Origin of the sequence: Kitasatospora sp. MAP5-34 (assembly GCF_029894335.1) — a bacterium.
Lineage (GTDB): Bacteria > Actinomycetota > Actinomycetes > Streptomycetales > Streptomycetaceae > Kitasatospora.
Genome location: NZ_JARXZC010000026.1, coordinates 78,751 through 100,704, shown reverse-complemented (window position 1 = coordinate 100,704; position 21,954 = coordinate 78,751). Strand labels below are relative to the sequence as shown.

22 protein-coding genes and 2 pseudogenes are annotated in these 21,954 nt (G+C 71.4%); 9 read left to right on the top strand and 15 right to left on the bottom strand.

Annotated elements, in window-relative coordinates:
- Positions 1 to 140 precede the first annotated feature (140 nt).
- From P3T29_RS21335 to P3T29_RS21325, 3 genes and pseudogenes are all read right to left on the bottom strand, one after another.
- A complete protein-coding gene (locus P3T29_RS21335) occupies positions 141 to 353 on the bottom strand; it encodes a DUF397 domain-containing protein (RefSeq protein ID WP_280718151.1) in 213 nt (70 codons plus the stop codon).
- Positions 350 to 955: a DUF5753 domain-containing protein gene (locus P3T29_RS21330; RefSeq protein WP_280718163.1), complete on the bottom strand. Its 606-nt coding sequence runs from the start codon at positions 953 to 955 to the stop codon at positions 350 to 352. Before P3T29_RS21330 ends, P3T29_RS21335 begins: the two co-directional genes overlap by 4 nt.
- A gap of 18 nt (positions 956 to 973) precedes the next feature.
- A pseudogene (locus P3T29_RS21325) lies at positions 974 to 1,129 on the bottom strand (helix-turn-helix transcriptional regulator); the annotation flags it as partial.
- 171 nt (positions 1,130 to 1,300) lie between these two features.
- Between P3T29_RS21325 and P3T29_RS21320 the strand changes: the two are divergent.
- From P3T29_RS21320 to P3T29_RS32720, 3 genes and pseudogenes are all read left to right on the top strand, one after another.
- Positions 1,301 to 1,591, top strand: a complete 291-nt coding sequence (locus tag P3T29_RS21320) for a hypothetical protein (protein ID WP_280718150.1) — start codon at positions 1,301 to 1,303, stop codon at positions 1,589 to 1,591.
- Positions 1,588 to 1,806: a hypothetical protein gene (locus tag P3T29_RS21315; protein ID WP_280718148.1), complete on the top strand. Its 219-nt coding sequence runs from the start codon at positions 1,588 to 1,590 to the stop codon at positions 1,804 to 1,806. The genes P3T29_RS21320 and P3T29_RS21315 overlap by 4 nt, the downstream gene beginning before the upstream one ends.
- Positions 1,807 to 2,375: 569 nt before the next feature.
- A pseudogene (locus P3T29_RS32720) lies at positions 2,376 to 2,873 on the top strand (DUF4157 domain-containing protein); the annotation flags it as partial.
- 2,532 nt (positions 2,874 to 5,405) lie between these two features.
- Here P3T29_RS32720 and P3T29_RS21305 read toward each other — a convergent pair.
- Together P3T29_RS21305 and P3T29_RS21300 are read right to left on the bottom strand one after the other, a co-directional pair.
- Positions 5,406 to 7,505, bottom strand: coding sequence for a hypothetical protein (locus tag P3T29_RS21305; RefSeq protein WP_280718146.1), 2,100 nt, complete (start codon positions 7,503 to 7,505; stop codon positions 5,406 to 5,408).
- 457 nt (positions 7,506 to 7,962) lie between these two features.
- Complete coding sequence (locus tag P3T29_RS21300; RefSeq protein ID WP_280718145.1) at positions 7,963 to 8,382, bottom strand: hypothetical protein; 420 nt, start codon at positions 8,380 to 8,382, stop codon at positions 7,963 to 7,965.
- Positions 8,383 to 8,903: 521 nt separating this feature from the next.
- Between P3T29_RS21300 and P3T29_RS21295 the strand changes: the two genes are divergently transcribed.
- Positions 8,904 to 9,164 (top strand): hypothetical protein, encoded by a 261-nt coding sequence (locus P3T29_RS21295; RefSeq protein ID WP_280718144.1) that lies wholly within the window; start codon positions 8,904 to 8,906, stop codon positions 9,162 to 9,164.
- A gap of 144 nt (positions 9,165 to 9,308) precedes the next feature.
- On the opposite strand, the gene P3T29_RS21290 is transcribed toward P3T29_RS21295, so the two are convergent.
- Complete coding sequence (locus P3T29_RS21290; RefSeq protein WP_280718143.1) at positions 9,309 to 11,621, bottom strand: ABC transporter permease; 2,313 nt, start codon at positions 11,619 to 11,621, stop codon at positions 9,309 to 9,311.
- Positions 11,618 to 12,358, bottom strand: coding sequence for an ABC transporter ATP-binding protein (locus P3T29_RS21285; RefSeq protein ID WP_280718142.1), 741 nt, complete (start codon positions 12,356 to 12,358; stop codon positions 11,618 to 11,620). The genes P3T29_RS21290 and P3T29_RS21285 overlap by 4 nt, the downstream gene beginning before the upstream one ends.
- A gap of 119 nt (positions 12,359 to 12,477) precedes the next feature.
- Between P3T29_RS21285 and P3T29_RS21280 the strand changes: the two genes are divergently transcribed.
- Both P3T29_RS21280 and P3T29_RS21275 read left to right on the top strand, forming a co-directional pair.
- Entirely contained in the window at positions 12,478 to 13,368 is an 891-nt protein-coding gene (locus tag P3T29_RS21280; RefSeq protein ID WP_280718141.1) for a histidine kinase, read from the top strand.
- A complete protein-coding gene (locus P3T29_RS21275; RefSeq protein ID WP_280718140.1) occupies positions 13,365 to 14,108 on the top strand; it encodes a response regulator transcription factor in 744 nt (247 codons plus the stop codon). Before P3T29_RS21280 ends, P3T29_RS21275 begins: the two co-directional genes overlap by 4 nt.
- A 366-nt stretch (positions 14,109 to 14,474) precedes the next feature.
- Here the strand turns inward: P3T29_RS21275 and P3T29_RS21270 are convergent, their stop codons facing one another.
- From P3T29_RS21270 to P3T29_RS21260, 3 genes are read right to left on the bottom strand one after another with little or no spacing between them, the layout of a single operon-like run.
- Positions 14,475 to 14,681: a hypothetical protein gene (locus P3T29_RS21270; RefSeq protein ID WP_280718138.1), complete on the bottom strand. Its 207-nt coding sequence runs from the start codon at positions 14,679 to 14,681 to the stop codon at positions 14,475 to 14,477.
- Positions 14,678 to 15,157 carry a hypothetical protein gene (locus P3T29_RS21265; protein WP_280718137.1) on the bottom strand — a complete coding sequence of 160 codons (480 nt, stop codon included), beginning with the start codon at positions 15,155 to 15,157 and terminating at the stop codon, positions 14,678 to 14,680. The genes P3T29_RS21270 and P3T29_RS21265 overlap by 4 nt, the downstream gene beginning before the upstream one ends.
- Positions 15,154 to 15,753: a hypothetical protein gene (locus P3T29_RS21260; RefSeq protein WP_280718136.1), complete on the bottom strand. Its 600-nt coding sequence runs from the start codon at positions 15,751 to 15,753 to the stop codon at positions 15,154 to 15,156. Before P3T29_RS21260 ends, P3T29_RS21265 begins: the two co-directional genes overlap by 4 nt.
- Before the next feature lie 137 nt (positions 15,754 to 15,890).
- On the opposite strand from P3T29_RS21260, the gene P3T29_RS21255 reads away from it, so the two are divergent.
- Complete coding sequence (locus P3T29_RS21255) at positions 15,891 to 17,249, top strand: transcriptional regulator (RefSeq protein WP_280718135.1); 1,359 nt, start codon at positions 15,891 to 15,893, stop codon at positions 17,247 to 17,249.
- A gap of 84 nt (positions 17,250 to 17,333) precedes the next feature.
- Here P3T29_RS21255 and P3T29_RS21250 read toward each other — a convergent pair whose 3' ends face one another.
- The 3 genes from P3T29_RS21250 to P3T29_RS21240 all read right to left on the bottom strand — a co-directional run bounded on the left by P3T29_RS21250 (position 17,334) and on the right by P3T29_RS21240 (position 18,862).
- Complete coding sequence (locus tag P3T29_RS21250; protein WP_280718134.1) at positions 17,334 to 17,864, bottom strand: NUDIX hydrolase; 531 nt, start codon at positions 17,862 to 17,864, stop codon at positions 17,334 to 17,336.
- A gap of 245 nt (positions 17,865 to 18,109) precedes the next feature.
- Entirely contained in the window at positions 18,110 to 18,379 is a 270-nt protein-coding gene (locus P3T29_RS21245) for a hypothetical protein (protein WP_280718133.1), read from the bottom strand.
- A 6-nt stretch (positions 18,380 to 18,385) separates the two neighbouring features.
- Positions 18,386 to 18,862, bottom strand: coding sequence for a MarR family transcriptional regulator (locus tag P3T29_RS21240; protein WP_280718132.1), 477 nt, complete (start codon positions 18,860 to 18,862; stop codon positions 18,386 to 18,388).
- Between the two features lie 77 nt (positions 18,863 to 18,939).
- Between P3T29_RS21240 and P3T29_RS21235 the strand changes: the two genes are divergently transcribed.
- Together P3T29_RS21235 and P3T29_RS21230 are read left to right on the top strand one after the other, a co-directional pair.
- The gene (locus P3T29_RS21235; RefSeq protein ID WP_280718131.1) at positions 18,940 to 19,605 is read left to right on the top strand and encodes a DUF4386 domain-containing protein; all 666 of its coding nucleotides are present in this window, start codon (positions 18,940 to 18,942) and stop codon (positions 19,603 to 19,605) included.
- A gap of 9 nt (positions 19,606 to 19,614) precedes the next feature.
- Complete coding sequence (locus P3T29_RS21230; protein WP_280718130.1) at positions 19,615 to 20,379, top strand: SDR family NAD(P)-dependent oxidoreductase; 765 nt, start codon at positions 19,615 to 19,617, stop codon at positions 20,377 to 20,379.
- Between the two features lie 95 nt (positions 20,380 to 20,474).
- On the opposite strand, the gene P3T29_RS21225 is transcribed toward P3T29_RS21230, so the two are convergent.
- Both P3T29_RS21225 and P3T29_RS21220 read right to left on the bottom strand, forming a co-directional pair.
- Complete coding sequence (locus tag P3T29_RS21225) at positions 20,475 to 21,239, bottom strand: 2OG-Fe(II) oxygenase (protein WP_280718129.1); 765 nt, start codon at positions 21,237 to 21,239, stop codon at positions 20,475 to 20,477.
- A 110-nt stretch (positions 21,240 to 21,349) separates the two neighbouring features.
- On the bottom strand, positions 21,350 to 21,844 hold the full coding sequence (locus tag P3T29_RS21220; RefSeq protein ID WP_280718128.1) for a hypothetical protein: 495 nt from the start codon (positions 21,842 to 21,844) through the stop codon (positions 21,350 to 21,352).
- Between the last annotated feature and the right edge of the window lie 110 nt (positions 21,845 to 21,954).

Here is a 21,954-nt window from a genome sequence, read left to right as displayed (position 1 = left end):
GTCTGGCAACGACCGCCGGGGTCCGGGCCTGGGCAGGAATCTGCAGAGCTGACTGCCGCAGCCCGGCTCACCCCCCGTACCTTCCACGCCCTTGACCGGGCGTGGGCGAGGTACGGGGGTCTCTGTGTGTCGGGAAGCTGTCAGACGTCGCCGAAGGTGCCTTCCCGGGTGGCCGTGACGAACGACTGCCAGGCATCGGCGGAGAAGACCAGAGCAGGCCCCGAAGGGTCCTTGGAGTCACGAACGGGCATGACGCCCACAAAGCCGGGAGCAACTTCGATGCACTGCCCGCCGTTTTCGCTGTAACTGGACTTGACCCAAGTCGTGGCAGTCAGGTCTACGGGGTCGGTCATGGGAACAGTTCCTTCCGTACCTCTTGGATCATTTCCATGGATGCAGCCTGGGGCAGCGCTTCAACCTGCAACCGATGGTAGTCCCTCGTCCATGCCCTGACGGTGTCAGTATCCCGCTCGATGAAGCCCCGCTGATGCGATTCCGTGTAGCCAAGGGCCGTGTGGTCTCGAAGCGTCAGCAGCGTTACCGGGTGGGCGAACGGGCGTCGCTCGGCAAGTGCGTGCGGTGCTACCTGAATGATCACCTGAGGACGCGCGGCCAGTAGCTCCAGGTGCTGGAACTGCTCCGTCAGTACGACCCTTCCGCCGATCGGCCGACGTAGGCAGCTCTCATCCAGTACCGCATGAACCAGCGGGGCGGGAGACTGCTCCAGAAGCCGTTGGCGAGCAGCCAGGAAGGCAAGGCGTTCGTCGGCCTGGTCCTGCGTGACTGCCCCGCGCTGCACCGCTGCTGACGCGATTGCCGCTGCGTACGCCGGAGTCTGGAAGAGCCCTGGGATCACTCCCAACTCAAACAGCCGGAGCTCCGCCGCCTTGGACTCGTGCGCGGCGTACTCCGGGAATCCCTCAAGTAGGGCCGTGTGCTTGAGGTTCCACCACATGAGTTCGAGCGTTCCGCCCGTATCAAGGGCGTCGTCCGAGAGGGTCGCGAAGGGGTATGTAGGATTGCGTGTCGCTCTTTCGACGCACGACACGAAGCTGTCACTGAACCCGATGAGCGCCCCGAAGGCTACCTGTGTGAGCTTCTTCGCCTCTCGTGACCTGCGGAGTTGCACCCCGAAGGCCGCTGCCGGAGATGACGTTGGGTCAAGTGTCGTACGCCGCACGTTCGATCACCTTTCGAACCTGAATCCCACATGACGAATTTGTCCAGTGCGGAAGGCTTCCGATCGTAGCCGCCGATGCCGATTCTTGTAGTGGAATGACTACAGAGAGGAGCGCGCACGGTGAGCGAGTTGGAGAGCGAGAGAGGGCGGCTGATCAGCCGTCACCGGACCATGGCGGAGGAGGCGGCCGATGCCCTGATGGCGGCGCTCAGGCTCGCGGGGCTGCCACCGCTGGTGTCACTGTCCCCGGTGTACGCCACGGGGCACGAGTACGGTGGGCACGTGGCCCTTGGCGGAGCCAACGCCCGGACCGTGATGGCGATCGCGCAGTACATCGCGGAGCACGCCGAGTGCCACGGCCGGATCGTCTCCGGTGAACTGCAGCCCGCGCAGCGGGAGTTGAGCGCGTGAGCGTGACCGGTGAGCCCGAGTACCTGCCCGCGTGGGCGTACCTGCTGGGCGGCCCCCGTCCGATGGACCGTGACGACCCCGAGCCCGCCGAACGGCCGCTACTCGACCCCGAAGAGCACGCCGGACGCGAGCTGACCCCGGAGGAACGGGAGAGGCGCGCCGATCTGCTGGCCCGCACCCGCGAAGCCAACTCGCGTACCAGGGGTGCCTGGTGACCGACTCGTACTCGTCCAGTGCCTACGGCATCGGCGGGTTCTTCAACGGTGTACGGCACGCCCGCAACACGACCCACTTCCGCCGACCGTCATGGGTACCAACAGGAGATGCCGAACGTGACCAACCAGCAGGCCGCCCCGTCACCGCGCGTCCGGCGACGATGCGACCTGTGCCACAGGTGGGCCAGGAAGCAGCTCGCCGCCCGCCTGGGGGCTGACTCCGTAGGGCCGGGGCAGACCCTCCGTCAGGATCGTCTCAGCCGACGGTTCTGCACCTTCTCCGAACCGGGCGGGCACCCGGCCCGCCGGCGGACGAGTCCACCCGGCGCTGCCCTGGATGCTGCCCTTTCGGACCCTCTGCGCCACCGGGTCACGCGGTAGTTCTTCGAAAGCGTCGCGACCGTGGCGTGCGACGGGTGGGAGGGGCAGGCGTGCGAGGGCATGACCCGCAGTCACAGTCACAGCCACCGGCGCAGTCACAGGCGCAGGCGCAGCCGGTGGGCCGGGCGGACGCGCGGCAGCGCGGCGGCGAGCGGCGGAGCGCCCAGGAGGCGGCCGGCCCGGGCGCGTTGACCCCGGAGGCGGTGCTGGAGCTGCAGCGCACCGTCGGCAACGCGGCGGTCGCCCGCCTCCTGCAGCGGCCGCAGCACGGTCACGACGCCTGCTGCGGCCACCAGGAGCCGCCGCCGGCCGCTGCCCCCGTGCAGCGCTCCACCGTGCACGAGGTGCTGCGCTCGCCCGGTCGGCCGATGCGGGATCCCCTGCGCGCGGAGATGGAGGCCCGTCTCGGCGCGGACTTCACCGACGTGCGGGTGCACGACGACCCCTCGGCGGCCCGCTCGGCGGCGGAGGTCGGGGCCCGCGCGTACACCTCCGGCCGTCACGTCGTGCTGGGGGCGGGCGGTGGCGACCGGCGGACCATGGCCCACGAGCTGACCCACGTGATCCAGCAGCGTTCCGGGCCGGTCAGCGCGACCGAGGCCGGCGACGGACTGAAGGTCAGCGATCCGTCGGACCGCTTCGAGCGGGCGGCCGAGGCCAACGCCGCGCGGGTGATGGCCGCGCCGCTGCAGCGGGCCGGTGGCGGGCGGGGCGGCGCGGAGGCGGCCGGCGTGCGGCTGACCCTGGCCGGGGGCGGCGCACCGCGCGGGTCGGGCGGCCCGGCCGCGCTGATCCAACGCGACCTGGCGGTGCAGATCAAGGTGCGGTCCGGTGGCGGCACCGGCGTCGCGGGTGCGGTTGCCGCCGCGACCGTGACGAAGGTGGTGATCGTCGGTCGGCCGCCGCACCAGTTCGCCGGCTCCGAGGGAGCCCACACCACCCCCTGGGCGATGTACGGCGACAGCGTGCGGCGCAGAGTCGTCGGGCAGACGATTCCCGCTGCGATCACGGCCATGCAGCAACTACTGGTCGACGGCATTCAGAACGCCCCGCTGCCCGCGCCCGCCCCGGTGAAGAAGGGCCGTGCCGCGCGGTCGTCCGCCGCAGCCACCTCGTCTTCGTCCGCGTCGACCCCGTCCGCCGACGACGACCGGCCTCCGGTGACGCTGCCGCCCGCGCTGGCCCCCGGCCTGCAGGCCCACGCCGACCTGCTCACCGGCCAACGCAAAGCGGATTTCATGGCCGCGGTGCACCAGGCCACGGCCGCGCTGCAGAACGCGGCCGACAGCGCGACCACGCCCCAGACCAGCCTGAGCTGCCTCCAGGAGGCCATCTCGGCCTACCTGACCGCACGCAATCTGGCGCCGTTCTCGGCCGCGAACATCGACCCGAACTCGCACGGAGGCAACGGGGAACCCGCGAGCCTGGAAGCGCTGCGGGCGCACGAGGCCGGGACGCCACTGCTGTCCGCCGTCGAGGCCAGGGAGTTCCTGTGGGGGCTGCTCGACCGGAAGACGACCGACTTCACCTCAGGTGCCAGCCGCGCCGACCATGGTGACCCGGACGAGGAGCGCGTGCCCGGATTCCGGGACGGGCAGCCGGTACCCGCCGTGGCGTCAATACTCAGCCGTCACCTGCACGAGATGGCCATCTGCTACCCGCACGCCTACGCCACGTCGCAGATCTGGGACGACGTCCTGCCACGGGTGAAGGAGCTGAACCTGACCGAGGCCACCGCCGGGCTGGTCGTACGGCCCGGCCCGCAGGCCCCGGTGGCGGCCGCGCCGGGCGAGTGGAGCAGGACGGCGCAGCCCGCCGAACCGGGGGCCTACCAGGTCAGGCTCGCGACCTCGTCCACCCCCTCCGGGCTCGTTGTCGCCGAGGTCAGCTCCGGCGGCCGTTATCCGACGCTGTTCGGCAGCGATCAGGGCCACCATCTGACCGCGAACGGCAGCATCGAGCGAGCCGTCAGGCGGGCCTTGGTCGGTCAGGACATCGCGGATGCGCGCGCCAGGCTGCAGGCCCTCGCCTTTCCCGGCGCGCTACTGCCGACCGATCCCGGCACCGCCGCCCTCCCCGATTCGCAGGACCCGCGCGGGATCTACGCGGCCGCGCACCTGCGACGCGGCACGGCTTTCGGAGAACTTCTCGGTGCCGACTTCAGCTGGAACGCGGCGGGCCTCCTGCAGGAAGCGGCTTCGGCGTACCTCCAATATCGCAGCGCCCTTCCGATGGCAGCGGTGAAACTGGGGTCGAACGCGAACAACAAAGCCGAACAGGTGCACATGTACTACCTGGACATCGCCGAGAACCCCGCTGCCGCAGCCACCCTGCGGATGCCGGCCGCGGTGATCGGCCCGGTGCGGGCCGCCGAGGACGCGGTGCGCGCAGAAGCCGAGGAGGAGGGGTGGTCAACGGCCAGGACGGACACCGAGCTCGCTGCGGCTCGGGCACGCGTGCTGACCCCGATCGACGCGGCGGAGCAGCGCCGCCGGATGTGGAACCTGCTCGACAAGTCCGCCCTGGGAAAGATCTACGAGCGGCTGACGAAAGCGGAGTTGACCGACATGCTGCCCGGCGCGCCGGCCGGCCCGCTGCGCCGGCTGGCCGCCGCCCTCGAGGTTCATCTCTTCACGATGGAGCAGGGCTGGCCGGCCGGCTTCGGGCGCGCCGGAATGCGCACCACGGACGCGGTCGAGGAGCTGCTGGCGAGCACCGACGTCCTGGTGACCGATGAGGACCGCGAAGAGCTGCGGACGCTGCTCGGGCTGACCGGAACACCGCGCACCGCTGCCCGGATGAGGGAACTCAAGGCAGAGCTCAGGGCGAGACTCAGGGAGTACGAGGAGGAACAGCGCGCCACGGGCCGAGGGAGGAAGCGAGGCCGGCGTGACTCCGACGACGACTTCGCGGGCTCGGAGAGCGAGGGCAGCGGCCCGGAGAGCGGGAGCGGGGCGAGTGGCGACGAGCGCGGTGACGACGAGCGGGACAGGAGCGCGGGCAGTACCAGGCGAAGCACCAGGATCAAGAAGAAGACGCGAAGCGGGAAGGACGAGTCGGGGGACGAGGACGAGGACGGGTGAGCCCGCCCGGTGCGGTGGCAGGCTCCTGCTCGTACGCCCCCCCTGTCCGGGTGGACGGTCCGGTGCCTCGGCCCGACCGCGACCGGGTACCGGCGGGGTTCGCCGGTACCCGGTCGCGGGTGGGGTGACGGATCGTCAGGACAGGACGGTCCAGCTCTGGCCGGCTGCGGCCGGGTTGGCCGGGTTGGTCATCCCGGTGGAGCCGGCGGTGGTGGCGGCGACGTCCAGGGTCAGGCCGTTGCCGGTGTTGGTGAGGGTGAGGGCGCCGGCGCTGTTCTGGGTGACCTTCCACTTCTGCCAGGGGTTGTTGGCCGAGGGGTTGAGCAGGTAGGCGCTGCCGACTCCGCCGCCGGCGGCGAGCACGGTGTGCGCCTGGGCGGAGGTGTAGCAGTTGTCGGTGATCGTGACGGTGCCGTCCGCGTTGGGCGTGAACAGCCACTGCTGGGCGGCGTTGCCGCTCTGGTAGGCGTTGATGTCGGAGTTGGCGCCGGCGGAGGCGTTGCAGCCGCCCTGGACTTCGAGCGCCTGGCCGCCGGTGCCGCCCGCGCTGATCGCGTGGTACTTGCCGTCGCCGACGACGCTCGCGCCGCCGGTGCCGCCGCCGCCCGTGCCGATGGCCCCGCCGGTGATGCGCAGGAGCGTGACGCCGTGCGCGGGGATCCAGCTGCCGCCGACGGTGCCGGTGAGGGTGCCGGTGGAGCCGGTCCACAGGTCGCGGTAGGAGTAGCTGGAGCCGGTCAGGCCCAGGGCGGCGAAACTGGCGCTGGGCATGGCCCAGTTGTTCGGGTCCTGGTTGATCAGCGCGACGGCCAGGTCACCGTTGGCGAGCTGGCGCTTGAGGATCACGGGGGCCGTCTGCGAGGCGGGGTAGTTGGGCATGGTGCCGACCAGGGTGGCGGGCTTGGCGAGGCTGTCCTGGTCGACGGCGATCATGTCGGGGTTCTTCAGCAGCCCGAGGGCGGAGGAGGTGATCCCGGTGGACCAGGTGTAGCCGTTCGCGGTGCGCTGCGCGTCGGCGGTGGTGCGCAGGTCGGCGCCGGAGATGAGCGGGGCGGCCATCATCGACAGGACGGACAGCTCGGTGCGCGACTCGTCGTCGGTGAACGGCTTGTTGCCCTTGTAGGTGTCGCTGACGCCCCAGATGCCGCTGGTGTCCTGCCAGCCGGCGAACATCATGTCCATGTCGTTCCAGCTGCCGGGGTGCACGTTGCCCGGGTACTTCAGGGCGGTCTGCAGCTGGCCGTTGTAGAGCACGCCGTCCAGTTCGCTGTCCCGGTCGCCGCCGATCCGGCAGAGGTTGGCGACCTGCCCGCACCAGACGCCGGTGGGGTAGTACCCGGCGGCCTGGTGGGGCTGGACGCCGGCGGCCGTGATCAGCGGGTCGGTGCGGGCCGGGTCGTTGGCGTTCAGCAGGTACGGGATGCCGGTGTGCGCGGGCTGCGCGGACAGGCTGAGGGTGATCTTCGGCTTGCCCGCAGCGGCGGTCGCCGCGTCCAGGGCCTGCCGGAAGGTCTGGGTGCGGGCGTAGATGGACTGGGTGAGCTCCTTGCCCTCGCCCTGCGGGTAGTAGGCGTAGCCGTCGGGGCCGGTGATCGTCGGGCCGTACGGGCAGTCGTCGTACTTGACGTAGTCGACGCCCCAGGAGACGAAGTCGGTGGCGTCGGTGGACTCGTGGCCGAGGCTGCCGGGGTGGCCCTGGCAGGTGGTGTACGTGTCGGTGGCGTACAGGCCGAACTTCATGCCCTTGCTGTGCGCGTACCAGGCCAGGTACTGGACACCGTTCACGGTCTGGCCGTTGACGGTCTGCGAGGGGAACGAGCCGGGGTCGGTGACCAGGTGGCCGCTGGTGCGGTCGTTGCCGGTGCCGTCGGTGCCGGAGACCGGGTTGCCGTTGTTGTCGTACAGCTGCATGCCGTTGTCGGAGTTCTTCACGAAGTCCGTGGTCTGGCCGTCGCGGTGGCGCAGTGACCAGCCGTCGTCGATGGTGACGGTGTTGTAGCCGGCCTGGACCAGGCCGTTGGCCGCCATGAAGTCGATGGTCTGCTTGACCTCGGCCTCGTTGACGGAGGGGCCCATGCTGTTCCAGGAGTTCCAACCCATGGGCGGGGTCAGGGCGTTGCCGTTGCCGAGGGCGGCGGCGGGAGCGGCGGTGACGAGGGTGGTGGCACCGAGGCCGGAGGCGGCGAGGGCCATCGCGGCGAGCAGGCCGGCGACGCGGTGTGGCGATGTGCGCATGTGGGGGCTTCCCGAGTGGTGGGTGGGCCGGGGCCGCGTCCGCCCGGAGGCGGGCCTGACAACGGCTGGTGGGAGGTGGTGCGGCTCTGGGCTGTGGTGCGACTCTGGGATGTGGTGCGCCGGGGTATCGGCCGGGGACGCTGCGGCGCCCACGGGCAGCGCAGTGGGGGACGTGACGGCAGCACTCGGAGAGTCGCCGTCGGCGGGGCACTGACGTGGGGGGATGGCTGGGCCGCCTGGCCTGGACGGCGATGCCATACGATATTGCACCGATCAACAACCCACAAGAGTCAACACAATCGCTCATTGGGAGGCGCGCCCGTGCTGGGCTTCGCGGTGCCACCGCCGCCGTCGCCGTACCGCTTCCTGGAAGCTCACACGATCGACTTGGGCGGTCGGACACTGACAGCCGGCCCGGCCTACTGCCAGGCGTCGTTGACCGTGGCCGCGCCGGGACCTATCGGTGCCGGTCCACGCCCCACGGCTCGGGCACTCCCACCCGCACATCGAGGTCCCACAGGACGCATTCCTCACCAGGCCGGGCCACAAAGGACCACGCCACAGCCGTCCGGTGCAGCTGTTCCCGCATCGATCCTGCGCGTTCCGCGCTCCCGGGGAGCTCACCACCCTGGGGGTGATGATGCAGGAACTGTCCGTAACTCGCCTGGCAGAAGGCCGCGTAGCGCACGGTGCACAGAATCAGCCCGTGCCATGCCTCGTCCACAGCGAACGACGGCATGCCGATGATCTGCCCGTCCAGCATCGCCGCTCCACAGCACCGCAACCACTGTCGCAGCCCGGTCTCGACCAGCTCCCGTGGCTGGAAGGGACAGGTCTTGTAGACGGCCGGGGGAAGTTCGAGCGCGTCGACGGCCAACTGCACGCGGTCGAGGCGTCGCGAAAACCGTCGCGAAAGCACGCTGCTTCTCCGTCCTGGACGGCCGAAATACTTCGGCAGTGGCCTGCGCTGCCGCTCTGGTCCAGCAGCGACGCCCTGGTACAGGTGACCGCTCAGCTTCCACCACCGCCACAACCTCCGCCGCCACAACCTCCGCCACCACCGCCGCAACCTCCGCCGCCCCCGCAGCCCGCGCCACCACCACCGCCACCACCGCCGTTGTAGCGCGACTTCCTGCTCGCGTCGCCCCGGCCCGAGAACCAGCCGACGACCTTGGCGATGCCCCAGATGATCCCGACCCAGACCAAGATGCCCAACAAGGCCATCTGCCTGCCCCCTTGTATAGCGATCGGCTTCCGTGCGGGGACCTTAGCGGCGTACGAAAGGGCTCGGCTTGGATAAATCTGACCTGCCTTCAGAGGGGCGAGGTTTCCCTCCACCGCGTCGTTCAGCTGCTTGACGGTGGTCGGGTCGTCGTCGCGGATCTGGCGGCGGAACAGATGGCCGGCACCGAGGAGAGCGACGCCTGCTTTCTGATCCCCCGCGCGGACGGCTCTTGGCGGATCGGAATCTGGTTCCGGCAGTGGGCCACCCGGGAGGAGTACGACCAGGATGTACCCACTTGGCTGGTCGGCCAGGCGGAGGGCGTCATGAAGATCCCTGGCCTGCCGCTTCATGTGCGTGGCGGCTTCGCCCCGGAGGACCCACCCGCCGTTCCCGCAGCCGAGGCCACGCGGAGCGACGCTGCGCCTACAAGTTGATCTTCCCGGTCGGCCACCGTTCAAGGCACTTCGCCAGGCCGGGCGCTACCCAGGTGCGACAGTGCAGCGGTTGCACACGCCCGCGGGGCAGGGCGGCGACCCCCGTCCGCCACCCCGCCCCCGGCAACCGCCCGCCCTGGGGCGTCACTCGTTGTGCAGCACCTCGGCGATCGGCAGCCGGGCCGCCGTGCGGGAGGGGAGCAGCGCGCCGAGGACGGCGATGAGGACGCCCGCCAGCGCGACGGCGATCAGCAGCGGGGCGTGCCACACGTCGATCATCGAGTCCGAGAACGCCAGGATGGTGACGTTCTCGACGACCAGCCGGTGCGCGGCCATCCCCAGCGGGACGCCGATGATCCCGCTGACCAGACCCAGTCCGGCGACCGAGGTCACCGTCATCGCGACCACCTGGCGCGGCGTCATGCCGATCGACTTGAGCATGCCGAGGTCCCGGCGGCGCTCGCGGATGTTCAGCAGGACGGTGTTGAAGACGCCGAGCGAGGCGACCACGCACAGCAGCACGGTGAAGATCGTCGAGAAGCTGATCACCGAGGCGATCGGGCCGTCCACGTTCTGCGTCACCACGTTCGGGTAGAGGCCGGGGTCGGCGTTCTTGACCGCCTTGACGTAGGCGGCGGCGTCCGCGCCGGGTGCGAGCCGCACGACGTACTCGACCACGTGCAGTTGCACCCCGGTCCCGGCCAGCGTCGCCTCGTTGGACGCCACCGCCCGGGCGTTGCCCTCGACGGGTTCGCCGACGATGGTCACGGGCAGGGACCGGCCGCTGACGTCCAGGGTGATCCGGTCGCCGAGCCTGAGTCCGTGCTGGTCCAGGAAGGCCGGTCCGGCGATCACCTCGTCCAGCCCGGTCGCCGGGCGTCCCTTGATGACACTCAGTGGCCGCTCGAGGGCATCGCCGCCGTAGAAGTCGGCGAACACCGGCTGGGTCCAGCCGGCCAGGCCGGCCCGTTCGAACGCGCGCGAGGTCACCTGGTCGGATCCGGGTGTGGCGCGCAGCAGGGCCTCGATCCGGGCGTCGGTCAGTTTCGGCACGGTCTGGTGGGCATCGGCGGCGCCGACCTGCACGTGGACGAAGGTGCGGCCGTTGTCCCCGTCCGGTGGCGCCATGGAGGCGAGCAGCGTGCTGGTCAGGCCGGTGGCGAAGGTCACCGTGACCACGCCCAGCACGATGGACGCCATGGTGAGCGCGGTGCGGGCCGGACGGGCGAAGGGCTGGCCGAGGCCGAGGCTGACCGAGCGCGGCAGCCGGGTGCCGCTGAGCCGGCGTTGGATCCGCAGGCCGCGCCCGGTGCGCGGCGCGCTGCCGGCGGTGATCGCCTCGGCGGCGGAGATCCGGTGGGCGCGCGAGGCGGGCAGGAACGCGGCGAGGGCGACCAGCAGGGGCACGGCGGCCAGGCCGGCGGCGGGCAGCCAGGCCGGGGGCGCGAGCGCGGCGGTGCCGGTCTCGATCCCGGTGAAGGCCATGTCGACGATCGGACCGGCCAGCGCCGCGCCTGCGACCGTGCCGAGGACGGCGCCGGCCAGCGCCGGCACCGAGACCATGACGACGTAGACGGCGACCACCTGGCGCGGGGTGAAGCCGAGCGCCTTGAGCACGCCGATGTGGCGGTAGCCGGACACCACGGCGCCGCTGACCACGTTGGCGACGATCAGTACCGCGACCACCAGGCCGAGCGCGCCGAAGACCGACATGAACGGCAGGTAGGCGTCGGCCGAGGCGGAGAACGCCTGCTTGAGGGTGAGGTAGGACTGCGCACTGGTCAGCGCGCCGGCGGGCAGGCCCTCGGTGGCCTTGGCCAGGCCCGCCTTCACCACCTGGTCCGTCGAGGCGTCGGTGAACCGGTAGAGCATCTGCTCGGCGGTGGGACGCAGGGCGGCCGCCTGCCCGGGGGTGACCCAGCCGCCCGCCGAGTTGCTCATGCTGTCAGCGATGCCGACCACGGTGAGCGGCGGGGCGCCGGTGGGCGCGATGGTCTGGCCCAGCAGGTTGTCGAAGGTGCCCCGGAAGCCCATGTAGACAACGACCTCGCCCGGCCTGGTGGCCCAGCGGCCCGCTGTCAGCTCCACGCGGTCCACCGGGCCCGCCGGGTCGGCCCGGCCCACCAGGGTGATCGACCCGGGGGCGTGGCCCAGCCAGTCGGTCGGGATGTCCAGGGTGACCTGGGCGAACGGCCCGGCGGCCGCCTGGACGCCCGGCCGGTGGGCGCCGTCGGCCAGTTGCGCCGCCGGGGCCTTGGCGGCGTCGAAGGTCGCGACCACGTGGGCGCCGCGCTGCGCGCCGAAGGCCGCGTCGAACGGCGCCCGGGCGGCGCTCATCACGGCGAGCGCGAGCAGGATGGTGGTGGTCGAGCAGAAGACGACCAGTCCGATCACGATCGTCTGGACCTTGCGCCGTTTGACGGCCGCGCGCGAGGCCCGCCACACCGCCCCGGTCATGCCGTGTGCTCCGGGACGCTGGGCTCCAGGGAGCGCTCGCGGTCCACCTTGCCGTCCGCGACCTCGACCAGCCGGCTGGCGCAGCGGGCGGCCAGCTGCGGGTCGTGGGTGACGATCAGCAGGGTCTGCCCGAGCTGGTTGAGGTCGATCAGCAGGTCCATCACCTGCTCGCCGGAGCGGCTGTCCAGGGCTCCGGTCGGCTCGTCCGCGAGCAGCAGCGCCGGACGGTTCATCAGCGCCCGGGCGACGGCCACGCGCTGGCGTTCGCCGCCGCTCAGCGCGGCCGGGTAGGTGTCCTTGCGGTGGGCGACGCCGAGTTCGTCGAGCAGTTCCAGGGCCCGGCGGCGCGCCTGGCGGGCGGAGGTGCCGGTCAGCTGGGCGGCCAGTGCCACGTTGTCCAGGGCGGGCAGGTCGTCGATGAGATTGAAGAACTGGAAGATCATGCCGATGTGCCGGCGGCGGAACAGTGCCAGCCCGGTCTCGTTCAGCTGCCCGAGGTCCTGGCCTTGGACGCGGACCGTGCCGGAGGTGGGCCGGTCCAGGCCGGCGACCATGTTCAGCAGGGTGGACTTGCCGCAGCCCGAGGGGCCCATCACGGCGACCGCCTCACCCGCCCGGATCCGCAGGTCGATTCCGTCCAGGGCCTTGGCGTCCCCGAATTCCTTGTGGACAGCTGACAGTTCGACGACGACCTGCGCGTCGCCCTGCCGGGTTGTCCCGTCGTGGTCATTGCTCATGACCCCGACGGTAGGAGCGGCGGCCCGGGCGGGGCATCCCACCCCGGGTGTAACTGTCCGGGGCCGTAGTACCGGGGATGTACGCGGGTGTGGCACTCCCGGAGGATGTGGATCACCGCGTGGGCTGGGAAGCTGACGGAGTGTGGGGATCGGAGATCGGGTGGGGCGCCGCCCTGGTGGCGGCAGCGGCGGCGGGCTGGCTGGGGGTCGCGCTCGGCCGGGCGCGGCGGGCCTGGCGGGCGGCCGTCGGCGCGCGCGGCTGGCTGCTGGAGCGGGAGCGGGAGAGCGCGGCGCGCACGGCCGTCGACGCCGAGCGGGCCAGGATCGCGGCGGAACTGCACGACATCGTCAGCCACAACGTGAGCCTGATGGTGGTGCAGGCGGGGGCGGCCCGCGAGGTGCTCGCCACCATGCCGGAGGCGGCGGCCGCCGCGATGGCCGCCGTCGAGTCCGCCGGGCGGGACGCGATGACCGAACTGCGGCACCTGCTCGGCCTGCTGGCCCCGGCGGCGGACGGCCATGACGAGCCGGCGGAGGCCGGCTTCGCGCCGCAGCCGAGCCTTGGCCGGCTCGGCCCGCTGATCGACCGGTTCGCCTTCGCCGGCCTGCCGGTGGAGGTGCGGATCTCCGGCGAGCCGCGGCCGCTGCCCGGCGGCATCGACGTGACGGCGTACCGGATCGTCCAGGAGGCGCTGACCAACGCGCTCAAGCACGGGGGCGGGGGCGGGGACGGGGTGAAGACGGAGCTGACGGTGCGTTATGCGGACCGCTACCTGCGGGTGGAGGTGCTGAACAGCGGGCCGAGCGTGCTGTCCGGCGACCAGGGCGTGCCGGCCGACGCTCTGGCGGGCGCCGGGCGGCGCGCCGACGGGGCCGGGCCGGTCGGGGCCGGGCGCGGGCTGGTCGGGCTGCGGGAGCGGGTCGCGGTGTACGGCGGTGACTTCGACGCCCGGCGCCGGCTCGGCGGCGGCTTCCGGGTCCGCGCGCGCATCCCGCTGGACCGGCCGTGACGGGCGCGGCGGGCGCGCCGCCGGACGGCCGGCCCGGGCCCCGGGTGGTGATCGCCGACGACCAGGAGCTGGTGCGCACCGGCTTCCGGATGATCCTCACCGCACGCGGGATCGACGTGGTCGCCGAGGCCGCCGACGGCGCCGAGGCGGTCGCGGCGGCCGTCACGCACCGGCCCGACGTCGCGCTGCTGGACATCCGGATGCCGGTCATGGACGGCCTGGAGGCGGCCCGCCGTATCCTCGCCCAGGTCCCGCACTGCCGGGTGATCATGCTGACCACCTTCGACCTGGACCACTACGTGTACGCGGCGCTCGCCGCCGGCGCCAGCGGCTTCCTGCTCAAGGACGTCACCTCGGCCCACCTCGCCGCCGCCGTACGGCTGGTGGACACCGGCGACGCGCTGCTCGCGCCGTCGATCACGCGCCGCCTGGTCGAGCGTTTCGCGGCCGGCGCCCCGCGCCCCTCCCCCGCCGCCGGCCCGGCGCCGCACCGCGACCTGGCCCCGCTGACGCCGCGCGAGGCGGAGGTGCTCGCCCTGCTGGGGCGCGGGCTGTCCAACGCCGAGCTGGCGGACGAGCTGACGCTCAGCGAGTCGACGGTGAAGACCCATGTGGCCCGGATCTTCGCCAAGTTGAACCTCCGGGACCGGGCCCAGGCCGTCGTCCTCGCGTACGAGACCGGGCTGGTCACGCCGGGCGGCCCGGGGCGGGGGCCTGCGGAGCCCACGCCGACTTCTTGAAGAATCGGCCGGGGTCGCAGGTCCGGGACGACAACGTCGATCGACTGAATCCGCCGGCCGACGCTCCGAGAGGCGCTGCCGAGGCGTGGTACGAGGCGGTTCGCGCTCACCTCGTCACCCGACCCACCTCGGCCCAGACGACTTTCCGGGCCCTGCTCCTGGTGGCGACGCCCCACGTCCGCGCGTCGGCCAGGGCCGCCTGAAGGGCGAGGACCTGAACCGCGCTGAAGGAATCCGGCGGCGCTTCGAGGTCCACCACCACGCGATACCCGTCCCCGGCAGAGCGCCAGATGCGGGCTGGCGCGCGGCTGCCGAGGATCCTCCTGACCTTTCAGGCCAGCTCGCTCACCTGAGCCGGTGGCCGCCTCATCCGCGCGACACCTGCCAGTCGTGCAGGCCGCCCGGAGCGTCGTCCGGCGGAATCAACTCCCCCACCCTCAGGGCCGTCTCGCGGCCGCCACGGAGCGGCCGGACGTACACGCGCTCCTCACGGAAGTCCATCACCGCGACGGACTCCCCGGTGGACCGCAGGTAGGCCGTCTGCCCTGCCGTCGGAACCCATGCGGCGGTCACGGCTGCGCCTCCACCCGTACGCAGTGGGACTGCCCGTCCATGGCGAATGACAGCACCAGGCACCTGTCACGCTCCAGGAACGTGCTCACCCGCTCCTCGGCCCCCGGAGTGTCGAAAAAGTACCGGTACGCCTCGAACTGCGTCCACCCGAGCGGCAGTGCACGCAGTACGTCCCAGAGGGCGCCGAGGGCCTGCGGGAGTGGTGCGGCGAGCGGGTCCAGAATGCCGTCTACGCTCACCGTGACGGCGGGCCACTGACTGCGGCTCACCGCTCTCCGCGCTACTGGCGCGGGCCGGCCGGTGGAGATCTGGCTGATGATCCAGCGTTCGGCGCTGAAATCCATCGCGAAGAGTTCCAACCGGCCGTCACTTCCGAGAACCAGCTCACTGGTCGCCTTGTCGCGGATCGCGTACAGGCCGGGCTGCCGCCCGACGGGGGCCTGCCGCTCCACGATGTACCGCTCGCGGGCGTTCACCGGAGCACCAGGCAATCCGTGCACACCGCAGTGACGGTGTCCCGGACGACGCCTGTGGTCACCCGCGTGACCAGTGCCTTGTCCGGGTGCAGCGGCGCCTCGGCGGACCCGCAGCACCGGCAGGCCCGACCGTGAACCTGATCCTCGGTGAACTCGGCTGCGAGGCGCGTCTTTCCCATCCACAGCTTTCGGGGCAGCACAGCACCAAGGAGGTAGTCGTCGACCTCTCGGCGGGCTGCCGTAGGAAGGAGCGGATCGGCCCCGATGACCACAACGACTGTCCCACCAGCTCGAACAAACTGCGCCCACTCGGGGGTGATGGACACGCGCAGGGCCGTCTCAGTGCCGCAGATCGCAAGAACCGCATCTGCCCCTTGAATGACCAGCTGGATCGTACTGTCCGGCATCGGCTGGTTCGGGGCACCGAGGCATGCCCGGGTAGCGAAGGCTTGCATGTCCACGGCACCGCCCATCGGCGGTGTGATGAGGAGGAACGCCACCAGGCCCTCGGGCATCGAGTCGATCCACGTCCACACGGACGACGTGGCGAGCAGCTCACTGCTCAGGGGTAACGGCTGCTCTGCGGCCATTTCCATGTGCGCCTCTCCTCACAAGCTGAGCGGTCTACCATCACCAACAGGCAACACCCAGACCTCTGTCGTGGTCATCAGGCCAGGGGGTGGCAGAGGGTGGCACTTCCGCAGTGGGCGGCAGGAAGGGGTACACAGACTTCATGGCGACACCGAACCAGCAGTTGGCCGCGTTCGTTGAGCGGTCGGGACTCAGCAACTCGGAGCTGGCCCGGCGGGTCAAAAGCGCAGCTCACGACACGGGCCGCCCTCACATCAACCCTGATGCTTCCACCGTCAGGCGCTGGATCCTGGAGGGCCGGATCCCCCGCCGCCCTGTGCCGGGGATCCTTGCCGACGTGCTCTCCGATGCACTCAAATATCGGGTCACATCGTACGAACTTGGACTTGGCGAGAGTCCGGCGGAAGACCGCTCACTCCTTTACTCCAGGGACTACGCGGTTACGGTGGAAACCGTGGCTGATCTGGGGCGAGCAGACGTGGATCGACGTAAGTTTCTGGCCGTTGCACCGTTCGCGGCGGTCGCCGCCATCGGCCCTAGCAGGGACTGGCTCCTCGCGACCCTCGACCAGTCGCCCGACCCGGGCCCACACGTCCGCCTCGAGGACGTCACCGCCGTCCGCAACATGTTCGGCGAGTTCCAGAAGATGGACATCTTCCAAGGCGGAGGCTCTGGGCGGCTCCTCCTCGCGGCCTATATGAACATCCACGTGTACCCGCTTCTTCGCAGGTCGCAGTCAGACGATGTTCGGCGGGCACTGTGCGAGGCCGCTGCCGAACAGACGTACCTGCTTGGATGGATGGCCTACGACAACGGCGAGCACGGCACCGCCCAGCGCTACCTGATCCAATCGCTGCGGCTCGCCGAGGAGTCGAAGAACGCTCCGCTCGGCGCACATGTCCTCGCGGGCATGGCTGACCAGGCGACCCTTCTCGGACACCCCGAAGAGGGACTCCGCCTCGCCCAGTCCGGACGGCACGGGCTCCAGGGCGCATCGAACGCGTGCCTCGCTGACCTGTGGGCCTTGGAGGGCCGGGCTCTCGCCGCTCTCGGCGAAAAGAAGGCGGCGGCCCACGCGGTTGTCCAGTCAGAGACGGCGGCCGGGCAGGTCGACCAGGCCACCGAGCAGGAGTGGGCGCTCTTCATCGACCCGGCCTATCTGCACGGCGAGCATGCCATGACAATGCGGGACATCGGCGACATTGCTGCCACGGAGGAGCACGCCCGCCGCAGCATCGACCACGCCCGTATGCAGCAGCGTGCGCGCCGGGGGGCGATGTCTCAGGCGGCATTGGCCAGCGCTCATCTGCAGCGGCGGGATCTGGAGGCGGCGTATGCGGCTGGCCTGCGGACACTTTCGCTGACGCGCAAGGTAAAGAGCTCACGGGCAGTCGAAGCGGTGGCCGACCTTCAGAAGCGGATGCAGCCGTTCGGTCAGCACCGTCTCATTGCCGACTTCGCGGAGCGGGCGCGCCCGGTCATCGAGGCCGCCGCCGCGTAATGCGGCCGCCGGTCACGGCTGGTCCTGTTGCATCACCTTAGGCTGTCGGGCAGCTGGTAGCCCATGAGCGACGACAGCGACGACCTAGGGGTGGCGGGCGAGGAGTTGGAGGAGGCCGGTGACGGCGACTCCGGCAACGATCTCCCGCCGGTCGGTCATCTCTTGGATCCGGTCGAGGGGGATCCATTCGATGCGGTCGGCTTCGTGGGTGTCGACGGGCGGAGCGATGTACGTGGCTTCGCGGGCGAGGAAGACGTGGTGTTCGGCGTTGGACATGCCGCCCGCGGGCTGGTTGTGGGCGAGGGGCTCGACCGTGGTGACACGCCAGCCGGTCTCTTCCTCGACCTCGCGGATGGCGGCTGCTTCCAGGGACTCGCCGGCCTCGACGATCCCGCTCGGGATTTCCCAGTTCCAGGTGTCGGTTGCGAAGCGGTGGCGCCACATCATGAGCACCTGGTCGCGTTCGCTGAGGACGACGGTGGCGGCGACGGGTGCCCATTTGACGAGGTGGTGCTCGTAGCGGGGGTGGCCTCGCGGTTCGACGTCGACGAGGTCGAGTTCGACCCAGGGGCTGGTGTGGATGGCGCGGCTGCCGTGGATGGTCCACTCGCTCAACGTTGTGCCTCTCCTCGGGTCCCTGGCGGCGGATCCTGTCACAGAGGCGACCGGGTGAAGTCCGAACTGACGAAGCCGCCCCACCTTCCCGGAGGAGAACAGGGCACCGTGGTTCAGCCCTGGGGGACCACCGGGTGACGCGCTGCTCGACTCGATCGATCGCATCTCGCATCGACGCTCCCGAGTTCGGATGCAACTCGTGCTCAATCTCGCGAGCCGCCTGACTGTCCGTCAGGAGCCGTGCTTCAGAACGGAGGTGAGACAACCCCCGCGCCGATCGCCGACTTCACCAGGCCGGGCGCCCCGACGCCGAAGGCCGCCGCCAGGACGTAGGCCGGCGCCGCTTCGACGGCCAGGACGCCGGAACCCGCGTCCCAGTGCGCCCTGGCGGTGCCGCCCGCCGGCGCGGAGAACTCGCCGATCCGCCGGCCGTCCCGGTGGCCGGCGCGGGCGCGGGCGCGGTCACAGGCCCTCCGGGCGCTGGACGGAGGCTTGGGGGTGGTGGCCCGGGCCACCGCTTGTCAACGGACGGTCCGGTACCCCGGGTGCACGCCGGGGGCGAGGCCCTGCTGGTCCGCCACCCGCCGTAGCAGCGCGGCCAGTTGCTCGTGTTCCTCCGGCGACAGCGCCTGGCAGGTCTGCTCCTCGTGGGCCGTCGCCACCTCGCGCAGCGCGCCCAGCAGGGCGAAACCCTCCGGCGTGAGGTGCAGCGCGTACAGCCGCCGGTCGTCGGGGTTGCGCCGCCGCTCGATCAGGCCTCGTTCCTCCAGCTTGTCGGCGAACGGGACGAAGCGGCTCGGCGGCATCCCGAGGTCGCCGGCCAGCTCGCGCTGGCTGCGGCCGGGTGTTCTGGCCAGCAGCCGCAGCAGCCCGGCCTGGGCCGGTGTCAGGTCGAGGGCGGCGATCCGTTCCGCGAACCGGCCTGCCGCGTGTGCTCCGAGCTGGGCCAGCAGGAACGCCACGCCGCCTCGCCCGCCATCCCCACGATCGATGCTCATAGGGGCATCGTACCGCCTTGACAATCGTTCCACTATGTAATCATTATTTTGAGTATAGGAACGATCGAGGAGCAGCCATGACCACCGAACGCCGCCCGCAGTCCGGCCCGCCGCTTCTGGCGCCGGTACTGGCCTTCACCGCGCTGACCATCGCCTACGTCGTCGTCAACCGCTCCACCCCGCACCCCGACGCCTCCGGCCTCGCGGTCCTGCAGTACACGCAGGCACACGGCACCACGATCAAGGTCGGCGGCTTCCTGCTCTTCTCCTCCGCCGTGCCCCTCGCGCTCGTCGCCGCGGTGCTCTACCGCCGGCTGCGCGCGCTGGGCATCACCGCCCCCGGCTCGGCGATCACGCTGGCCGGCGGGGTGCTGGCGGCCGGCTGGCTGGCCCTGAGCGGGATGCTCGCCTGGACGCAGGGCAGGCTGCCCGACGACGCGAGCCCCGCGCTGGCCCGCGCCCTCGCCGACCTGTCGTACGCCTCCGGCGGGCCCGGGTTCGTGGTGATGTTCGCCCTGCTGCTCGCCGGGGTCTCGGTGCCGGGGCTGCTCGCCGGCCTGCTGCCACGGGCCCTGAGCTGGGCCGGGCTCGTGCTCGCCGCCGTGGGGATGCTCGCCACCCTCACCCTGCTGGTCCCGGGCTTCGGCTACCTGCTGCCGGTCGTCCGGTTCGGCGGCCCCCTGTGGCTGGTCCTCGTCGCGGCCCGGCTCCCCCTCACCCGCCCCCGCACCACTCACCCGTAGGAGACCGACATGCTCAGCACCTACCCCGACCTGCGGGGCCGGACCGTGGTCGTCACCGGTGGATCACGCGGCATCGGCGCGCGCACCGCGCGGGCCTTCGCCGCCCAGGGCGCCAAGGTGTGCGTGGTCGGCCGCGACCGGGACGCCCTGGCAACCGTCGTCGCCGCCGTCACCGGCGAGGGCGGCACCGCCGTCGCCGCCGTCGCGGACGTCACCGACGCCGACGCGCTGGCGGGCGTCCGCGAGCTGGCCGAGTCCCGGCTCGGCCCGGTCGGCATCCTGGCCGCCTTCGCCGGGGGCCAGGGCCGGCCCGTCCCGACCCCGGAACTGACCGAACAGCGCTGGCGCGAGGTGATCGACTCCGAGCTGACCTCGGCCTTCCTGACCATCCAGGCGTTCCTGCCCGGCATGCTCGAACGCGGCCACGGCTCGGTCATCACCATGTCCTCCGCCGCCGGCCGCCACCCCAGCGAGGCCAACCTCGCCTACGGCGTGGCCAACGCCGGGCTGGTGATGCTCACCCGCCAGCTGGCCACCGAGGTCGGGCCGCGCGGAGTCCGCGTCAACTGCATCGCACCGTCCGCCATCCGCACCGAGAAGGTCGAGTCCCGGATGCCCGCCGAAGTCCAGGAGCGGGTCGCCGCCCTGCACCCGCTGCGCCGGCTCGGGACCACCGAGGACGTCGCCGGGACCGCCCTGTTCCTCGCCTCGGACGCCGCGTCCTTCCTGACCGGACTCACCATCGACGTGGCGGGCGGCCGGATCACCGGCTGACGGCCCTCCCCCGGCCCTCCCCGAGGCCGTCGGCCACTGGGGTCCGGTCCTCCGGGAGCGTGCCCGGCACCGTGGCGGCTGCGGTGCCGTGGCGGCTACGGCGACCTCGGCGCAAGAGGCTCCCCGTGGTGCGCGGGGTCGGGGCTGCACAGCCAGCCGTTGACGGCGAAGCGGCTGTCCGCGTGCTGCCTGCCCGGGCAGCTGACCGGCCGTACCTCGTGCCAGGCGGTGGGCAGGAAGAACACGATGCTGTCGTGCTCGGGCTCCCAGTCCCGCCAGGTGCGCTCCTGCCACTTTCCGGTCGTGTCGGTGTGCAGCGGCAGGGCGGCGTCGAACACGCGCAGCTCGCCCCCGTCGAAAGGCCGGGGCGTACGGTGCAGGTAGTACACGAACGTGAGCAGGCGCCGGGGGGCGAACTCGGCGCTGGTGTCCTGGTGCGGCCGGTAGTAGTCGCCGTCGTTGTGCACGTTGAGGCTGTAGCTGGGTTCGGTGTACCGGCAGGAGACTCCCAGCGTGTGCTCGACCGCCTCCAGGACCTCGTCGATGGCCGCCGTCAACTCGGGCGCGGCGAAGTCCGGGCACGACCGGGACCGGCGAATGTCGGGGACCAGCTCCCGGTCTCGGATCCTGGAGGGCTTCAACATGTCGCCGGTGGAGGCGATGGCGCGCTCCAGCAAGGCGCCGGCCGTCTGCTCGCCCAGGAACTGGGTGATGCGGCAGACCGTCACCGGAAGCCGCCAGATCGCGTCCGTGCACACCAGCGACTGCTGATCCACCGCCTGTTCCACCGCCTGTTCCACCGCCTCGGACGGGCGTCCCGTCACGCTGTCGTGACGTGCCGCGATGTCCTGCGTTGTCATGCTGTCCTGCCTTCTGGATCGCGGTGAGTGTTCCTCTGACCCTCCGACCGCTGGAGCGTCCCCACCGGCTCCAGCCGACCGGGACCACGTCCTGCTCGAGCCTGCGGTCACTAGCAGACGGCGCACGGGTTGCCCGGGACACCGGGGCCCTGGTCGGTGCCGACGGTGATCGCTCCGTGGGCCCCGACCGGGGTGTGGACGCCGTCGCCGACCATCGCGGCTTCGTAGCCGCCCAGCAACTCCTGGAGGGTTCCGGGGCCCAAGTCCTCCGGAGCCGTGATCGCGGCGATGCCGTCGTAGTCGGTGTAGGCCGCCCCCAGCGTCCGGCCGCCCATGGTGGCGAACACGATCTTCGCGCCGCGAATGGGCTCCCCCGTCACCGCGTCGGACGCCATCGCCTGGATGTTCTCCAGCTGCATCTGGGTGACGTTCAGGGTGGCCTGACTGGCCGTCAGCCTGGTCGGCTTCAGGCTCGGGCATTCCGCCCCGCTGCTGCACGACGCGGGCGACGGGGTGGCCGCGGACGCGGTGACACCGCTGCCCGCGCCCAGCGACGCCAGAGCCGCAGCCATCACCGCGACGGTCTTACGACCTACAGAACTCATGTCCACTCCCACGGGAACCGGCCCGAGCGTGATCCGTGCCGGCGCACGACGGCCGGGACGGCCGGGGCGCATGCAGTACGCGACGGGCTGCCGCCCCCTTTCGGACGACG

Bases quoted from the DNA above. Each gene is read 5' to 3' on its own strand.
- P3T29_RS21335 (WP_280718151.1), bottom strand. From the start codon at position 353: ATGACCGACCCCGTAGACCTGACTGCCACGACTTGGGTCAAGTCCAGT.
- P3T29_RS21330 (WP_280718163.1), bottom strand. From the start codon at position 955: ATGTGGTGGAACCTCAAGCACACGGCCCTACTTGAGGGATTCCCGGAG.
- P3T29_RS21305 (WP_280718146.1), bottom strand. From the start codon at position 7,505: ATGCGCACATCGCCACACCGCGTCGCCGGCCTGCTCGCCGCGATGGCC.
- P3T29_RS21295 (WP_280718144.1), top strand. From the start codon at position 8,904: ATGGCCGGCACCGAGGAGAGCGACGCCTGCTTTCTGATCCCCCGCGCG.
- P3T29_RS21290 (WP_280718143.1), bottom strand. From the start codon at position 11,621: ATGACCGGGGCGGTGTGGCGGGCCTCGCGCGCGGCCGTCAAACGGCGC.
- P3T29_RS21285 (WP_280718142.1), bottom strand. From the start codon at position 12,358: ATGAGCAATGACCACGACGGGACAACCCGGCAGGGCGACGCGCAGGTC.
- P3T29_RS21260 (WP_280718136.1), bottom strand. From the start codon at position 15,753: ATGGAAATGGCCGCAGAGCAGCCGTTACCCCTGAGCAGTGAGCTGCTC.
- P3T29_RS21255 (WP_280718135.1), top strand. From the start codon at position 15,891: ATGGCGACACCGAACCAGCAGTTGGCCGCGTTCGTTGAGCGGTCGGGA.
- P3T29_RS21240 (WP_280718132.1), bottom strand. From the start codon at position 18,862: ATGAGCATCGATCGTGGGGATGGCGGGCGAGGCGGCGTGGCGTTCCTG.
- P3T29_RS21235 (WP_280718131.1), top strand. From the start codon at position 18,940: ATGACCACCGAACGCCGCCCGCAGTCCGGCCCGCCGCTTCTGGCGCCG.
- P3T29_RS21230 (WP_280718130.1), top strand. From the start codon at position 19,615: ATGCTCAGCACCTACCCCGACCTGCGGGGCCGGACCGTGGTCGTCACC.
- P3T29_RS21225 (WP_280718129.1), bottom strand. From the start codon at position 21,239: ATGACAACGCAGGACATCGCGGCACGTCACGACAGCGTGACGGGACGC.
- P3T29_RS21220 (WP_280718128.1), bottom strand. From the start codon at position 21,844: ATGAGTTCTGTAGGTCGTAAGACCGTCGCGGTGATGGCTGCGGCTCTG.